This is a genomic window from Pseudomonas sp. LP_7_YM (assembly GCF_004364435.1).
Classification (GTDB): domain Bacteria; phylum Pseudomonadota; class Gammaproteobacteria; order Pseudomonadales; family Pseudomonadaceae; genus Aquipseudomonas.
In genome coordinates, this window is sequence record NZ_SOCT01000004.1 from 311,682 (window position 1) to 328,726 (window position 17,045).

Annotated in this window: 9 protein-coding genes; 1 reads left to right on the top strand and 8 read right to left on the bottom strand. The window is 59.7% G+C overall.

Annotated elements, in window-relative coordinates:
* Positions 1–286 precede the first annotated feature (286 nt).
* The gene (locus EC915_RS13145) at positions 287–6,382 is read left to right on the top strand and encodes a membrane-targeted effector domain-containing toxin (protein ID WP_133750964.1); all 6,096 of its coding nucleotides are present in this window, start codon (positions 287–289) and stop codon (positions 6,380–6,382) included.
* Positions 6,383–6,443: 61 nt separating this feature from the next.
* On the opposite strand, the gene EC915_RS13150 is transcribed toward EC915_RS13145, so the two are convergent.
* The 8 genes from EC915_RS13150 to glnE all read right to left on the bottom strand — a co-directional run bounded on the left by EC915_RS13150 (position 6,444) and on the right by glnE (position 16,724).
* The gene (locus EC915_RS13150) at positions 6,444–7,880 is read right to left on the bottom strand and encodes a lipopolysaccharide kinase InaA family protein (protein WP_133750965.1); all 1,437 of its coding nucleotides are present in this window, start codon (positions 7,878–7,880) and stop codon (positions 6,444–6,446) included.
* Positions 7,881–7,963: 83 nt separating this feature from the next.
* Positions 7,964–8,719 (bottom strand): lipopolysaccharide kinase InaA family protein, encoded by a 756-nt coding sequence (locus EC915_RS13155; protein ID WP_133750966.1) that lies wholly within the window; start codon positions 8,717–8,719, stop codon positions 7,964–7,966.
* Positions 8,716–9,450: a lipopolysaccharide kinase InaA family protein gene (locus EC915_RS13160; protein ID WP_133750967.1), complete on the bottom strand. Its 735-nt coding sequence runs from the start codon at positions 9,448–9,450 to the stop codon at positions 8,716–8,718. Before EC915_RS13160 ends, EC915_RS13155 begins: the two co-directional genes overlap by 4 nt.
* Positions 9,450–10,256, bottom strand: a complete 807-nt coding sequence (rfaP, locus tag EC915_RS13165) for a lipopolysaccharide core heptose(I) kinase RfaP (RefSeq protein ID WP_133750968.1) — start codon at positions 10,254–10,256, stop codon at positions 9,450–9,452. The genes EC915_RS13160 and rfaP overlap by 1 nt, the downstream gene beginning before the upstream one ends.
* A complete protein-coding gene (locus tag EC915_RS13170) occupies positions 10,253–11,377 on the bottom strand; it encodes a glycosyltransferase family 4 protein (RefSeq protein WP_133750969.1) in 1,125 nt (374 codons plus the stop codon). The genes rfaP and EC915_RS13170 overlap by 4 nt, the downstream gene beginning before the upstream one ends.
* Entirely contained in the window at positions 11,377–12,441 is a 1,065-nt protein-coding gene (gene waaC, locus EC915_RS13175) for a lipopolysaccharide heptosyltransferase I (RefSeq protein ID WP_133750970.1), read from the bottom strand. The genes EC915_RS13170 and waaC overlap by 1 nt, the downstream gene beginning before the upstream one ends.
* 1 nt (position 12,442) lies before the next feature.
* Positions 12,443–13,477, bottom strand: a complete 1,035-nt coding sequence (waaF, locus tag EC915_RS13180) for a lipopolysaccharide heptosyltransferase II (RefSeq protein WP_133750971.1) — start codon at positions 13,475–13,477, stop codon at positions 12,443–12,445.
* 295 nt (positions 13,478–13,772) lie between these two features.
* Positions 13,773–16,724: a bifunctional [glutamate--ammonia ligase]-adenylyl-L-tyrosine phosphorylase/[glutamate--ammonia-ligase] adenylyltransferase gene (gene glnE, locus EC915_RS13185; RefSeq protein ID WP_133750972.1), complete on the bottom strand. Its 2,952-nt coding sequence runs from the start codon at positions 16,722–16,724 to the stop codon at positions 13,773–13,775.
* Between the last annotated feature and the right edge of the window lie 321 nt (positions 16,725–17,045).

The following is a 17,045-nucleotide window of genomic DNA, read 5'->3' on the forward strand; positions in this document are numbered from 1 at the left end:
GGTGTGCCTGGCGTCAGTGCTGCCGGCAGCTAAAGGGCGGGATTATAGCGTAATGAATCGAGATATGGCGCTCGGCGCGAGAATGCATCTGGCCCATCCCTTGCACCGCGCGTCCATGTGTAAGGCGGCGGCGAAGGCCTGCGCCTGCCTTTCATGGCATCTGCATCAGCGATAGATATCTACCGCTTTCACCTGACCGGGCCGTGATTGATTGAGTGCCTATCACGCGCAAATTCCTGCGCCACAGATGCACTCACTCAAATGAGCCCTCAGGAAAACAGATAACATGCAGACGCTTTCCCCTGTTCCCCCAATACCTGCAGCCACGCAGCGCGACGCCGCAGCCGCGTTGAAACGCCTAACCCGTGCCATCAGGGTTCTGACCAAGGAACTGTCTCATCTACCGCAGGCTCCACAATCATTGCTCTCAGCGCTGGACACTGATAACAGCACTCAAGTGGAGCAGGAACTGGACAGCCTGCTGCATCGAATCGACGCCTTCTGGCAAGCGTCTGGCGACACGCAGCAAAGCCGACATTCGCTGTTCGCCACATGCCTGGAAAAAGCCCTTTACGATGAAGCGGTACTCAAATCCCACGAAAACGAACTTGCGCCAGACGCCCTGGCGTGCATCGCGCGTTCTGATTCGTTCGACGCTGGCCGTTCACGCGGCCAGGTAAGCGTTTATTCGCTGCATGCGCAGTTCAATGAACAGACGCGTGTCGAAATCAAGGGTGCGCTGGTCATGACCAGCGCAACCGGCCGTACGCTTCTGGCAATGCCAGGAAGCGGCCTGACGGAATATGCGACGCAGCAGGCCATGTCGCAAACACTGGCCGGATGGCTCAACAACGACATGCTGCGATGGGCATTGCTCATTAACGCCGACCAGCGACATCAGGATGCCGCCTTCGCGGTGGCAGCCGATCCCGATTTGTTCATCGAGCGGTTTGGGCCTTCCGATATTCACCTTCAGCCGATCACCACTGACCCCTACCGTCACGCACTGCAGCGACAGATAGACAAACAGTGTGAGGACATACGTTACGTATGCACTGCCGGACTGAACCCCAAACCGCAACAACGCGCCGCGCAGATCGCCGCCGCGATAGGCATGTCCGAGCTTTTCGGGCCCTCGACCATGCTGGAGCGCCGCGAGCAGGCCCTGGCCGAGCGTAAAATGCGCACAAGTTTGCCGGACTGGGTGAAGATTGCAGCGCCAGCGGACCTCGAAACCTACATTCAACACGTCAACCGCTATGACCAGGCGAGCAAGGCACTGACCAGCGCCCTGAAGGGTGCCGCCTCTGCCGAGCAATACGCACGAGTGAGCCTGCGTACCCACCTGACCAACGACCTGGGCTACGAAGTGGAGCCCGATGATATTGCCGTTACGACCCGGCGCACGCTGCCTTTGACGGACGAAAGTTATACCACTACGCGCACCTTGACCCAATTGGCGCTATTGGGGGTACACCCGGACGACCAACAGGCCGGTTCGGATTTTTTGACCCGCTCCACCATCGACATCGATGACAGGTCGGCAGAAATACCCTATGCCCGGCTGACCCCAGCGTACCTGGCGCGTACGATCGATGAGCTGAAACTGCGTGTCAGCTTCGGCGATTATCAATGTAGGGCATACGCACTGCCGGGCAATCAGATGCTCATGCGTAAGCTGATCGGCCTGCGGGTCGTGGAGTCGGCGTATGCAGCGAAGATGCAGGGGCATATTTCGAGCGAAGACTTCGCCATCATCCATGCCATCACGCAATCGTCACCTGCCCAAGAGGGAGCCGTGCTGCGAGCTCAGCACATCAGAATCGACCACTGCGGCATTCTTGGCCGCATTCTGGTGTTCAGGAAAGAGGACAATCAAGGCAGGCTCGAACGCCTGATCATGTTCGCCTCGGACGCGCCGCGCGCTCGGCTGTTTCAGAGTTTCCACAATGAAACCCAGTTGCTTCATGAGCTGGTGGGCTGGACCGCCATTACGGCGATGAAAGATTACCTGCTCCAGCAATCGCCTGTCGCGAGCCGTCCTGGACTCAATGAAACTCTGGAGGCGCTCAGACAAAAACCGTACCCGGCGCCCGGTTTCATCCAGTTGATCTCACTGGACAGCTACGATGCAGGCCTGCGCATTTTCGTCAGGGAACTGATCGATGTAACGCTTTCAGAACATCAAGCCCATACGCCCGATTGGTATGTGCGAGCCAGCGGTTTGCAGCGCCAGCAACTGGTCGCGCTGGATGACGCTATCGCCGGCGCCGCACGTAACTACCAGGCCCATACAACAGTTCAGGACTTCGAAGATTATGTGCACCAGCGCGCCAGCGAAAACATAGCTCAGTTGATGAAGGTTCCGGCGGGCGCGGTAGACCCTGACCAGATCCTCATCGTCTCAGAACGGGAAACGCTGACTTACACCCAAATGATGCGTAATGGCTATGACGACAGCATCAGTCTGATCACCCCGACTGCCGCTACCACAGCGGTATTCAGAGGGCCCCAGGGCGTAGACCTGAGCGCACTTACGCCAACTGCCGTCGCGCGCTCGGTCCATGGTAAATGGCTCGCCGATGACTATGCCGCGCTGATCCGGCGCAACCTGCTCAGCCCCGAGTCCACGGGTTACACGTACCGACGTCAAGCCAGTACCTTGATAACCCAGTTGCAAATGCAGGCGGCGGCCCTGCGCAGCCTGCTCAAGGGGCACATCGACCCCGCTCAATATCAATGGCTCGCCGTGGCGACCGCCAGTCTGGGCCGAAGCGACGCCCGGACGCGCGAACGTTATCCGGTGTACCCCCTGCAAATCCATATCGACAAGCCGTTCATTGCCTCACACCTGAGCCTCTTCGACCAACTGGTGATTCCAGACGCCAACCTGACCCAGGTCGAAACTGTTCAGGGATGTTTCGCCCTGCTGTCGACTGAAAACCGGCTGGCGCCCTTGCTCTACACGCCGGGGGCACCCGATGGCATCGAGTTCAGGGTATTCAGCTCGTTCGTGGAATCGCTCGAACCGTCGGGCATGATCGATTATTACAAAGACCGTTGCCGGATCAAGGCACGCCGTGCTCTGGCGTTTTTTCTGAACGATATGAAACAGGGCAATGCCAACAAGCGCCCCTCTTTGCCAAAAGAGCCGATTGCCGATTTCGCCCAGGTCTGCTTCAACCGGCCGATCGAGCGCAAACTGCGTGACGCGGAGCAAACCACCATCGGTCGTCATGACATGCTGGGCAAGCTCATCTGGAACAGCATTGACATTATTGCCACCGTACTGACGCTGCCCTTCCCTCCCGCCAGTTTCACTGTCGGCGTGATGCTGTCGCTGCGCGACAGTGTCAGGGCCTTCCAGGCACTGACCGGGGATTCTCCGGAGGACGCGCACGCGCTCATTCTCGCGTCGGCCCTGAACATGGTTGGCGCTGCGGGAGATCTCCACCAAGGCCTCAAGGGTTTCGGTGCAATGGCGCGCAAGCTATCGAGGTGTTCGGGAACACCCGCCCGACCCTCAACGCTGAAAAAGCTGTCGAACCCGGCAAAGCAGGAAAAACTCTACCCGGCCAACCTGCAGGACCAATCGTTCTTGATTGGCAAACCCAATGCCAGCGGCCAGGCACCGGTTTACCGGAGCCTGGGTGTCGACCCGGAGGAGGTAGCCGCCACCCGACACTATGCAACCCGCGATAGCAACGGAGCCTGGCAGCCGTTGGATCAACCTGCTACCCCCACCTTGCCACGTGCGTCCGACGCGCTCGCCAATCGTGCCGTAGACATTTCCCTGCAAGACCTGCCACAAGTGGCCGAGGGGCATGCCAGGGGAGTCAGCCTGGGCCAGGGCAGGCATTACATCCAGATGAACGGCCTGGTTTATCAGGTGCAGTACGACGCCGGTATTCGCTGCTGGCACATTGTGGACCCGGACAGCCCTTTCGCGTTCTTCGGTCGCCAACCCGTCAGGCTGGACGATCACGGCCAGTGGACATTGGTTGAGCGTTCGCGCCTGCAGGGCGGCGGCAACGATGAACCGTTCGGCTTCAGGCCTTTGCAAGAACAATCGGGTAGCAGTGGAGCAGACCTGAGTGACTACGAGTTACCGCAGCACTTGCGAAGGCATCTGGAGGGTATCCTCAAAATGGAACCGGCCGACGACCTGGGCTTGAATCTGGATGGGTACTTCGAGATCTATTACGTCCAAATGCGCGAGCGCTACTTCAGCCTCAAGGAAAAACTCTACGCCGACGCCCAGACATTTTTTGCCCGCTCCCCGGCGCTGCCACCCAGGCCAATACTCCCGGCAGTCGATGCATCGGCGAACGTCAGCGGTTTTCTGGAAAACGTTTTCAACAGCAGCAACGGGTTAGTCTTGAGCGAGGCCCCCAGGTCCGTAGCCAGTAAACACTTCCTCATCGCCCACATGCAGGCTCTGGTCGAACAGCGAGTCGAGACGATGTACCTCCCGCATCTGTTCACCGACAAGCACCTCAAGAAACTGGCCAAATATCGCGCCAAAGGAAAAAACGTTCGCTCCGGCTCCCATGAGATCAGGGATCATCTCGAGCTGATCAATGAGGGAGCATTGAACAACCTGAGCGTGGAATACGACTACTACCACCTTATCAAGCACGCGCACCGCCACGGCATCGAGGTACGTCCATTCAGCTCATCGGTCAGTTACCCGGTTGAAGGTTTTGAGGTGGCAACGCCCACAACCGACATCGCAGCCGCGCAAAAAATGAGCAACTTTTTCGGTCACAAGGTAATCAGCGCCGACGTTGCGCTGGATCGCTCCAAGCGCTGGATCGCCCTGCTCGACGAAAAGCTGGCCACCACCCATGACCAGGTTCCAGGCATCGCCGAGCTCGAAGGCGCGATCAGTGTGCATATCGAAGACGTACCTGCCGGGCGTCCTATGCAGATCCGCGCCACTTCGGTTCGCCTGGTCGAAGATGGACAGGCCACGCCATGCGACTTCAAAATAGAATTTGCAAATCCAATCGTGGCCGACACGGCAATCCCTGCAGCCCTACCGACTGGCCTGGACGATACCCTGACCGGAGCAAGCGTCGCCGCCAGCGGGCACACACATCCGGGCGTAACAGGCTTTCGCTGGGATGAAAGTTCAGGCTGGCAGCGCGTAGCACCGGAGCATTGGGTTGCCGACAGCCCACCGACCGCACTCCAGCAATCGCTGCTCGACACGACATACGGTATGCCACCGTCGTCGAGAGACGCTTTGTATGAGCTGATTCAGAGGCCAAGAGGGCTCGACGGCAACTATTTCATCAGCGATACCGACCTGATACCGGCGCAATCGACATTTTTCGAGTTAAGAGAGAAGCTGCGAATCGAATCGCGTCCCGTCATTTTTGGCGAGCTTGCGCCGCGACCGACGATGCCCGCTATCGACACCCAGGGCAATGTGGATGAATTCATTAAAAGCCTGTATCAGCAAACCGACGGCATGGTCATAGGCGAATTCCACGCCTCTGTCGCCAGCAAGAAATTCATTATGGACAACCTGCCGCTGCTGACGCAGCAGAACGTAAAAACGCTTTACATGGAGCACCTGCTGACCGACTTGCATCAGGCCGACCTGGATCGTTTTTTCGACACAGGGCTTATGAGCAAAAGGCTTTTGGATGACATTAAAAAGCTGGACAGCGGGCATCTGACTGACCCGGACCATATGTACAACTTTGAAAAGTTGCTGATCAAGGCGCAGCAGCATGGCCTGGAGATTCGCGCCCTGGATTGCGCCGCCAGTTACCACCTGCGGGGTATACGCCTGGAGACGCCCACGACCCGCCAGCAGATGATGAATTATTTCGCCTCGCGCACGATCCGTCAGCACCAGTCTGTCATGGGTAAGCACAGGTGGGTTGCGTTGGTCGGCAACAGTCACGCCAACATCTACAAGACCGTACCGGGACTTGCGGAACTCGAAGGTGCCATTGGCCTTCACCTCGTTGACGTAGCGCCCGGCGCCTCCAAGGGCATCAGGGTGGACGCCGGTGTATTCTCGCGCAGCCCCATGAACAAGAGCGAAGGCTTCGTAAAAGGCGACTTCCGGATCGATGTAGAGATCCCTGGAACGCCGGTCTGGCCGGCACCTATTGAAAAGCCAACGCTGGATCAGCGGCTGTCGCGGGTCGGTACGTTCGTGGTGGAGTCCGAGTCGGAAACGGCACATATGATCGCCCATCGGTCCAGAGACAACGCGATTCATCTCACACCGGTGCAATTCAACGCCGAAGGCAAGGCGTTCGTGGAGCGCCCGACCTGGGAGGCGCTGCACCTACAACCCCATGAGACCGTCGAGGCGCTGATACTCGCCCTGCAGCGCTACGGCCTGGAACGAGTGGGGTAGGTCATACCTCATCGAGGTGCGGCAACGCCCGCCGTGCTGCCGCCTCGAATGACGTGCTCTATCAGGCTTTTGGCAGGCGCTGCTCCAGCAATTGGTGCAGCGCACTGTCGGCAGGCCAGTTACGCATGAAACGGGCACGGTCCCTGGAGAAGGCAGCGGCGAAGGTGCGGGCCGAGCTGTGCTGACACATGGCGTCCAGATCGATCAGCGCCCAGCGGTCCTGATGCCAGAACACGTTATGCCCTTTCAGATCGCCATGGCTGATACGCTCACGAATCAACTGCGCGAACAGCCTGTCCAGCGCCAGCAATTCGCTTTGCGGTGCATCGCCTGCAGCGACGTACGGCGCGAAGCGTTCGATGATATCCGGCCCCGGCAGGTACTCGGTGACCAGGTACGCCTGGCGTCGCAACCAGAACAGGCGCCGCTCCAGCAACGCCAGCGGCTTGGGCGTGGCGATGCCGAGGAACATCAGGCGATTGCCTTCACGCCATGAATGCCAGGCTCGACTCGGACGCCAGAAACGTTTGAGCCAGTGGGCAAAATGCTTGATGTTGTAGCGTTTGATCACCAAAGGTCGGCCTTCGACCTGGGTTTTCGCCACGCTCGCGGCACCGCCGGTCTTGTACAGGTGGCCGCTGTCGATCAATGCGTCGGCTGTGTCGAGCACCGCAAGCATCGCGGCTTCTTCTTCGCGACGAATCGCGCGCAGGCCGAATGGCCCGTCGGTAACGCTGAACAGGCTGCAGTCACGTCCCGCCTTGATCAGATAATCGCCTAACCGCCAGTGGCTGACCTTGTCGATCTGCTTTTGCAGCGCTTGGACCGGCAGCGCATGTTCGCCATTGCTCAGCAGGTAGTAGACCAGCAGTTCTTCGGTGAATGGCTCCAGCGATCGGGGCAGTTGCGCGAAGAACACACCGAGATTTTCCAGCACCTTTTGGCGAGACAACGGTTTGCCAGCTTGCTCGACACGAATGCCGGCGCCATCGATCAGGTACAGCTTGCCGTTCTGACGCAGCAGGTTGTCCAGGTGCAGGTCTTCCTGCCACAGGCCCTTGGCGTGCATTTGCCCGACGACAGCCAAGGCATCGCCCAGCACGGTCGTTTGTTCATCGGCCAGCGGCGGCAGGTCTTCAACTGTCTTCCAGGCATCGCTCAGGCTCTGGGCCTGATCGAGAAATTCGAACAGCAGCCAGCCGCCTTCGCCTTCCACAAGGCCGTCGGCCAGGAGCAGTGGCGTGGCCAGGCCCTGCCCGGCAAGCAACTGCACGCCGGCGAGCTCGCGCTGAAAATGCCGAGGTGCCTTGTGCCCGACCAGCAACTTGGCCAGCACCGGCCGCCCACGCCAGATCCCGGCGCCCACATAGCGCTGACCGGGCAGTACGCGCAGCAGGCTGAGCAGCTGTAACTCGGCCGAACCGGCAGCATCCGCCAACGCAATACTCATCGGCAGCGTCGGGGTACGCCCGGCGTTTTTCAGTTCAGACAAACGCATCGGCGCCCTCTTCAATCAACTTGAGCTGGATCGGTAATCAACAACACATCACGCCCGCAGGACGTTTTTCGACCGGGAGCAGCTTAACGAACGCCGCGCTTATGGCTGCCGCGTTTGGCCAATCGCTCCCACCACTCATCGACCCTGATACTGCTGGCCGCCTCGTGAACATAAGCCGAAAGCAATTCTCGGACTTCTGCCTCGTTCCACACGGGTGCACGTCGCAACAGCGGCTCAAGATCCTTGACCCGGTCACGTTTGCCAAAGATCAATCTACGGGTTTTCTCAAGGTCGATCAGTTGCGCCCTATAGGCGCCGTTCCGGTCCTTGAGGAAAATGTGCTTGGGATAGAAACAGCCATGCACCTGACCGGCCGTGTGAAGCGTGCTCGCCAGCTCGCCGCACGCCTTCAGAATCGCCAGGCGCTGAGTCGCAGGCAGCTCAGCCCATTGCAACAGCAGCGTTTCCAGGTCGGTCCAGCCATCCAGCGCGCGAGTCATCAGAATCGCCCGGCGCTCGCCATCAACCTTTTTCTGGGCATGAAACACCGCGTGCAGCGCTGGAATCCCCAGATACTGGTACAGATTGATGTTGCGAAACTCACGGGAAAACGTAGGCTCGCCCAGCGGATGATGCAGGGTGCGAGTCAGGTAATTGGCTTGGCGCTTGAGGTAGTAACCCGTGCCTTCAAGTTCCAGGCGAAACACGCTGCTCCATCCACCACGCCCGGTATTGGGCTCGTCCACAGCTTCGAGCTGCACGTTCCACAGAGAATCGAAATCCGCCAGACCGTGACGCTCAAGCAATGCACGGTCCACTTCTGCAATGAAAACATTCATTCGCGTCCCTCGAAAAAGCTGACGATGTGACGAATGCGCTTCTTGTCTGACTCATTCAGACGCTCGCGCCCCCGGTATTGCAGATAAAACCGCAGGCGCTGAGTGGCAGACAGGTGGTACTTGGCTACCTTGTCCAGGCACGCCAGATCCTTGGTGATGCGATAACGCAGCATGAAGCTGACCCAGAACGCGCCATTGGGGCAGTCGATCAGGAACACCGTCGAACAATCATCGACCAGCAGATTGCGCCACTTCAGGTCGTTATGGGTGAAATGGTGATCGTGCATGATCCGGGTATATCGCGCGACCTGCCGGCTGATGCCATCGACCCAGGTGCGGTCGTTCAGACGCGCGTCGTGAAGCCGGGCCACCTCGGATAAATCCTCGGTACGCGGCAACTCGCGGGTAATCAGCGCGCCACGGTCATAGGCCGCGCCCTTGCGCTCCAGGCCCCAGGCCACGACTTCGGCGGTGGGAATGCCCCACTTGGCGAAACGCTTGAGGTTCTGCCACTCGGACTTGACCCGAGGGCGTCCCAGATAGCGTCGCAGGCCCTTTCCTGCTGCCACATAACGTTTGACGTAATAATTGACCCCGCCGCGTTCGACGCGGATCACCTCGGACAGCGGATCGCGGGTCAGACGCTCGCCCTGCAAGGCAAAAACAGCGTCCAGCGAGCCGAAATCGTCGCCCAGCGCTGCATATCCCGGTTCCAGATTCCAACCCGCCATCAGAGCGCATCTCCGTACCGCAGTTTGCGCTGATAAAGCTTGTCGGCCTTGGCTTCGAGCCAGCCCAGCAACGCCGGTTCCTGCGCGAGAATCTGGCGCAGCGGCTGCTGGAAATACCCTTTGAGAAAGCGCAGCTTGTCGCGACGGGTCAGACCGATGTCCATCGCCGAGAAATACAGCGCCGCCAGATCCTTGTTGCGCCAGCGCATGGTAATCGCCGGGCGCGTCTGGGCGCGGTGCAGATCGATGACCGAGAGTTTGAAATCCTCGGGCGTGACCGGCTTGTCGGTGTGCAGCAGGAAATGACAGATATAGCAGTCGCGGTGGTTGACCCCGGCGCGGTGCATCATGCCGACCAGGCGAGCGACTTCGCCGATATACGCCCGCTTCATGCGCGGCTCGGGAGGCTCGCTGCGCCAATTGAGGCTGACGTCCTCAAGGCTCTCGGTCGGCGCCAGTTCTTCGGTAACGATGAACGAGTGCTGGGACGCCGGGTTGTTGCCGCGTTCGCCATAGGCCACGGCAGTCATGGTCGGGATACCGGCCTCGTGCAGGCGATTGATCGCCTGCCGCTCCTGCCCGGCGCCGAGCACCGGCAGTTTTGCGCTCAACAGGTTTTTCGCCACCTCTCCCCAGCCGATGCCGCGATGGATCTTGACGAAGTAGCCACGCCCGTCGACTTCGGTGCGCAGGGTGCGGCGGTTTTCCAGTTCGCGATAAACCTCGCCCTGCAGTTGCTCGACAGCGTCGAACGCATCGCGCCCGGCCCAGAGGGTTTTGAAGGGTTCAGCAAGGATCAGTTTCATCCGTGGTGCTCCGCCAGAATCACATCCGCAGCGTGCTGCGGCATGCTGTAAAGATCAGCCGTGTTGGCGAATGCCAGCCCATTGCTGCGCCACGACTCACGCGTGACATCGTCCTTGAGCATGCAGGCCAGAAATTGATTGAGCTGGTTCTGCTCGAACGGCTCATCAAGCACCAGACCGCAGTCAGCCTCGGCAATGTAGTGCGCATAACCACACACCGCGCTGACCAGCACCGGCAGCCCCGCAACCAATGCTTCAAGCAGCACGGTGCCGGTGTTCTCGTTGTAGGCCGGGTGGATCAAGAGGTCGGCGCCCAGCAGGAAACGCGGGATGTCGCTGCGGCCTTTCATGAACGTGACGTTGTCGCCCAAGCCCAACGCTGTGCTTTGCAGCTGGAAGACCTTGGGGTCGTCCTGACCGATGACAAACAGCCGCGTGCGCTTTCTCAGCTCAGACGGCAAGGCGGCGAGCGCCTTGAGGCTGCGGTCGACGCCCTTGGTCTTGAAGCCGGAGCCGATCTGCACCAGCAGAAGATCGTCATCGCCCAGCTTGAACTCGCGACGAAACTGCGCTCGAATTTCGACGGCGTTATCCGGTGCGCGGCGGTCCTGGGAAATCCCCGGCGGCAGCAGATGGAAGCGCTCCAGCGGTGTGTCGTAATGCTTGATGAACAGCGGCTGTTGCACTTCGGAGATCATCAGCACTTCGGTTTTTGCGTCCTGGGCGAACACTGAGCGCTCGTACGCGGCGAAGTGACGGTAACGGCCCCAGTGCTTGTACAGACCGTGACGCAGGTTCTGCGCCTTGTCTTCGAAGCAGCCATCGGCGGCGTAATACACATCCAGACCCGGCATTTTGTTGAAGCCGACCAGACGATCCACTGGACGTTTGGCCAGGTCGGCATTCATCCAGTCGGTGAGCTTTTCGTTGCGCCGATGGTTGAAGATCGCCTTGACCGGCGCCACCAGCACTTCGAACCCCGGCGGCACGTCGCCTTCCCAGATCAGGGTATAGACGCGGATGGAGTGCCCGCGCTGCTGGCACTCCAGAGCGATGCGCATGAAATCGCGCTGCAGGCCACCGAAGGGAAAGTATTTATAAAGCACAAAGGCCAGTTGCATCACGGATGTTCCTTTGCCAGCAACAGCGAACCCAACTGGCTCGCTACTCGCTCGGGATTCAGGCGAGTGAAGCACATCGGCCACTCGCGCTCGGTATCGAATTGACGCTGATCTTCAGGCGTCGGTCGATAGGTGCATTTCTTTTGCAGGCACGGCGCACAGGCCGGGTAATCGCCCGCCAGATGGACCTGCGACTTGCCGTAGGCGCCGGTCAGGCCCGGGTTGGTCGGACCAAACAAAGACAGCGTCGGCACGTCCAGCGCAGCAGCAAGATGTCCAAGGCCCGTGTCTACGGCCACGCAGCCTTGGGCGCTGGCCAGCACTCTGGCGACGCCAGCCAGATTGAGTTTGGGGAGCACGACGGCTTTATCAAGGCCCTGGGCGATACGCTCGGCCCGGGCTTTCTCCGCCGGGTTGCCCCACGGCAGATGCACTTCCAGCCCTTGCCCGATCATGCGCTCGGCCAGCTGGCGCCAGTACAACTCGGGCCAATGTTTGGTCGCCCAGGTGGTGCCATGCAGGAACAGCACGAACGGCGCGCTGCTTTCGGCGTTTAACAGGCGGTTGCGATCCAGGCCGTAATCGCCAAGACCTGCGGGCAGTTCATAGCCCAGTGCTTGCGCGAACAGCTGACGCAGGCGCTCGACCGCGTGCTGACCACGGGCCACGGGGTACGCCCGATCATAAAAACGCGTTGCCAGCGGTTCGCGAGCGGAATTTTTGTCCAGCCCGACAACGGGCGCTTTGACGTAGCGCGTCAGCCAGGCACTTTTCAGCAGCCCCTGAGCGTCGATGACCAGATCGTAATGCGTGTCGCGCAGCCGTTGTTTGAACTGACGCCACTGACCGTTCCGGAAGGTCTGCCAGAGGTTTTTGCGCCAGCGCCGGATAGCCACCGGAACCACCCCGGACACTGCAGGGTGCCAGGTCGGGATTTCAGCGAAGCCTTCTTCCACGACCCAGTCGAACTGAATGCCAGGCACCGCGCGAGCGGCGTCGGTCAGCGCCGGCAGGGTATGAATGACGTCACCCAGCGAAGAGGTCTTGATCAGCAGTACCCGCAAGTCAGGCGACCTCAACCGGCGTACTGTCCAGATGGCTCAGGGCCTGAATCACCGAATCCGGCTCCAGCAGACGCAGGCAATTGTAGTGACCGAAACGGCAAGTACGCTCGAAACACGGGCTGCATTCGATGCCCAGCCGCACGACCTCGACCTGATCGGCCAACGGCGGCGTAAAGCCTGGCGATGTCGAACCATAAACGGCCACCAGCGGACGATTGAGCGCAGCAGCAACGTGCATCAGGCCTGAATCGTTGGAAACAACAGAATCGGCACATGACAGCAGGTCGATGGCTTCGGCCAGCGAGGTGCCGCCGCTGAGGTTGGTTGACTCTTCACGCAGGCCGGGAATCAGGCGTTCGCGAATGCTTTCACCGACGGCATGATCGTTCCTGGAGCCGAACAGCCACACCTGCCAGCCTTCACGAATCTTCGCTTCGGCGACCTTGGCATAGTGCTCGGACGGCCAGCGCTTCGACTCGCCGAATTCTGCGCCAGGGCACAGCGCCAGCACCGGTCGGTCCAGGCTCAACCCGAACTTGGCGAGGGCTGCGTCGCGACTGGCAGTTTCAATCGAAAGGCTCGGCTTGGGATACGGGCACGGCAGTTCAGCACCTTTGTCGTAGGCCAGCGCCATGAAGCGCTCGATCATCAACGGGTATTTCTCTTTATCCAGCGCGCGCACATCGTTGAGCAGACCGTAGCGGAACTCGCCACGCCAGCCTGTGCGTTGCGCAATGCCGGCGAAGAACGGCACCAGTGCCGATTTTAAGGAATTGGGCAGCAGAATCGCCTGATCGTACTGACCCTTCAGAGACTTGCCGATGCGCCGACGGGTCGCCAGTTCCAGCGCGCCATGGCCGAGCGGAAAGCTCAAGGCCGTACGCACCTGGGGCATACGCTCAAGGATGGGTCGGCTCCACTCGGGCGCCAGAACGTCGATTTCGCATTGCGGGTGACGTTGTTTCAGGCACTGGAACAGCGTTTGCGCCATCACCATGTCACCGACCCAGCTGGGCCCTACGATCAGTATTCTCATGCTCAATCCAAAAACGACAGAAACGAGCAGGGAGGCCCATCAGACTGCGTGACGCTTGCACACAATCTGACGCCTCCCTGTCATAGCTTTATATAGGCCCCGCAAATCCAGGCTTTGCCGCGCTCCAACTGCCTTCGCGGTCTGCTGCGGGAGCGAATTCATTCTTGATGCGATAGCCCAACCGATAAAGATGTCTCGGATGTACCGGCCTCTCGCGAGTGAGTTCGCTCCCTCAGGGGTCATGTGTCCAGCGCTCAATCGGCCGCGACACTCAAACCCGAAATACGTACCGCATTCAGCTCAGCCCCAACTGCTCCCAGATCCGCATCACTTCACGCCGCTCGCTGGCGAACTGATCACCGCTGACCACCCCGGCATCCTTCTGCAGGGCCTGTCGGTGTGCGGCGGAACGGTACGCTTTATACGCCTCACGCAACAGGCTGGCGTCGGCGGCGGATATCAGACCTGCCGCTTCCAGACCCTCAAGAATGCGGATGTTATCGGTGTACCGAAGCAGCGCGGGATGTTCTCTGGACCACGCCAAGGCCGCGTATTGCACCATAAATTCGATATCGACGATACCACCGGCGTCCTGCTTGAGGTCGAACCGAGCCGTGGCTTCAAAGGCATTCGCGCCCTTTCCGGCCGCTGTAGCCCTGGTACCCAGATTGTCGCGCATCTTCGCGCGCATAGTGCTGACCTCCTGCCGCAACAGGGGCAGATCACGCTCGCGCCCCAGCACCGAGGCGCGTACGGCCTCGAACCCTTTACCGACATCGGCGCTGCCCACCAACACTCGCGCACGGACCAGTGCCTGATGCTCCCAGGTCCAGGCCTCTTTCTCTTGATAGCGCGAAAACGCTCCCAGCGAACCGACCAGCAGCCCTGACGCACCGGAGGGTCGCAGGCGCATGTCCACTTCATACAACTGACCGGAGTTGGTCTGCGTGGTGATCAAATGAATGATTCGCTGCCCCAGCCGGGTAAAGAACTGCGCACCGTCGATCGGTTTGGCGCCGTCGGTCTCTGCTTGAGGATCGCCATCGTGAATGAACACCAGGTCCAGGTCCGAACCATGCCCCAGTTCGATGCCTCCGACTTTCCCATAACCGACAATCACGAAACCCGGGTCGCACAATGAGCCATCAGGGCGCTGCGGCGTACCATGACGGGCGACAGTGTGCCGCCAGGCCAGCGCCAGCACCTGCTCGATAATCGCCTCGGCCAGCCAGGTCAGGTAATCACTGACTTTCATCAGCGGCAGGCTGCCGGTGATTTCCGACGCCGCCACGCGCAGCCGGTGCGCCAACTTGAAATGGCGCAGCGCTTCCATCTGCTGCTCCAGATCATCCTCCGGGATCCGCGTGAGGCGCTCACGCAGTTCGGCCGCCAGCTCCGGCGCCTGCGGCGGGCTGAACAGACGTCCCTCATTAAGCAGCTCATCGAGCAACAACGGGAAACGAGCGATCTGCTCGGCAATCCACGGGCTGGCCGCGCACAGGGTCAGCAAACGCCGCAGCGCGCCCGGATTTTCGGTCAGTAGCACCAGATAGGCCGAACGCCGAGCCACCGCTTCAACCAAGGGCAACACGCGTTCGAGCACCAGATCGGGATTAGCGTGCTCGACTGCCTGAGCCAGCAGCCGCGGAATAAATGCATCGAGCCGCTCACGTCCCAGCCGCTGCATCGAGCGCAGCTGGGAACTGTTACGCAGGTTGCTCAGATGCTTCAACGCTTTCTGAGCATCGGCGAATCCGCCTTCCTGAAGCTGGAGGCAGGCGCTTTCTTCATTTTGCGACTCTTCCCACAGCGGCAGCCACTCGCCGCCGACGAGCTCATCACCGCCGTCCTCCTGGCCTTGCTCCTCATCCGGATCAGCGATGACTTGACGAAAATGCCAGTCAACCCGATTGCGCCAGTACATCAATTGCTCGTGGAAAGCGTCCCAGTCAGCAAAACCCATGATCAAAGCAATGCGAGCCTGGTCCGTTGTCTCTTCAGGCAACATCTGAGTCTGCCGGTCGGCAATCGCCTGAATCGCGTGTTCTGTATAACGCAGGAATTGATAGCCTTCCCGCAGTTCGCCGATGACCGCTGCCGGCAGATAGCCCTGCCCCTCCAGCGTACGCAGCACTTTGAGCAGAGGCCGCTGTTGCAGGCTCAGGTCGCGTCCGCCGTGAATCAGTTGAAAGGCCTGAGCGATAAACTCCACCTCGCGGATACCGCCCGAGCCCAGCTTGATGTTGGCGGCCATGCCCTTGCGGCGTACCTCCTGCTGAATCAGCTGTTTCATGGTGCGCAACGCGTCGATCGCGGAAAAATCCAGATAGCGCCGATAGACGAACGGTCGCAGCATCTCCAGCAACTCGGCACCCATGGCCTGATCGCCACCGACGACCCGCGCCTTGATCATGGCGTAACGTTCCCAGTCGCGGCCCTGGTCCTGGTAATACTGTTCCAGTGCGTTGAAGCTGAGCACCAGCGCCCCGGATGAACCGTAAGGTCGCAGGCGCATGTCCACGCGGAACACAAAACCGTCGACCGTCACCGGGTCCAGGGCCTTGATCAGCCGCTGGCCGAGACGAATGAAAAATTCCTGATTATCCAGCGCACGTTTGACGCCCTGTGTCTCGCCACCTTCGGGGTAGGCGAAAATCAGGTCGATATCGGAGGACAGGTTCAGCTCGACCGCGCCGAGCTTGCCCATGCCGAGGATGACCATTTGCTGCGGTTCGCCGCTACGACGCCCAGTCGGCGTGCCGAATTGCTGGCAATGTCGGTCATACAACCATCTGTAAGCGAGGTCGATGCTGCCATCAGCCATGTCAGAAAGGTCATGGCAGGTTTCGACCAGATCCGCCTGACGTGTAAGATCGCGCCAGATAATTCGGACTTGCTGCCGTGTCCGTTGACGACGTAGATTACGCCCCAGTTCATCCTCGGTAGTTGCTCGGGCGACGGCATCGGCGATGTGCTCACGCAGTTCACCGGCCCTAAGGCTGCGCTCCAGTTCGCCCGAGGCGGCCAGATCCAGCAACATTTGCGGGTCCCGCACGGCCTGCTCAGTCACAAAATCGCTGGCCGCGCAGACGCGATCAAACGCGATCAGACGCTCCGCGGGCCAGGCATCGAACGTTGCCAGTCCGGTATCGGACGAAGCGGCAAGCGCAGTGCGGAACGACTGCTGCGCACGAGTGACCAACGGCAGGAGAATGGCCGGCAGATCGGTCAGCATAGGGAGGCTCATGGGCTATCCTTGGTCGGCATTGAAAAGACTACCTGGGCGGGAGTTGTACACACATGACGGAAGGAACTGTCGAACAAAGGTTAAAAATTGCTCACATTCGTCTCTTTTTGATAGCCAACTCAACTGAACGGCAAGTCTTTGTATTATTTACGTCAGCATTTTTCATTTAATTCGCCGCAACACATGAACGAAAACATCGCTCATCTGTAGTTTTACTACTGTATATACAAGTCAAAAAGCTGAAACAGCTCAAGATTTGTAGTAAAACTACACAACGCCGGATACCACTCCGGTCATCCAAGAATTTACGTCGTCTGCCCA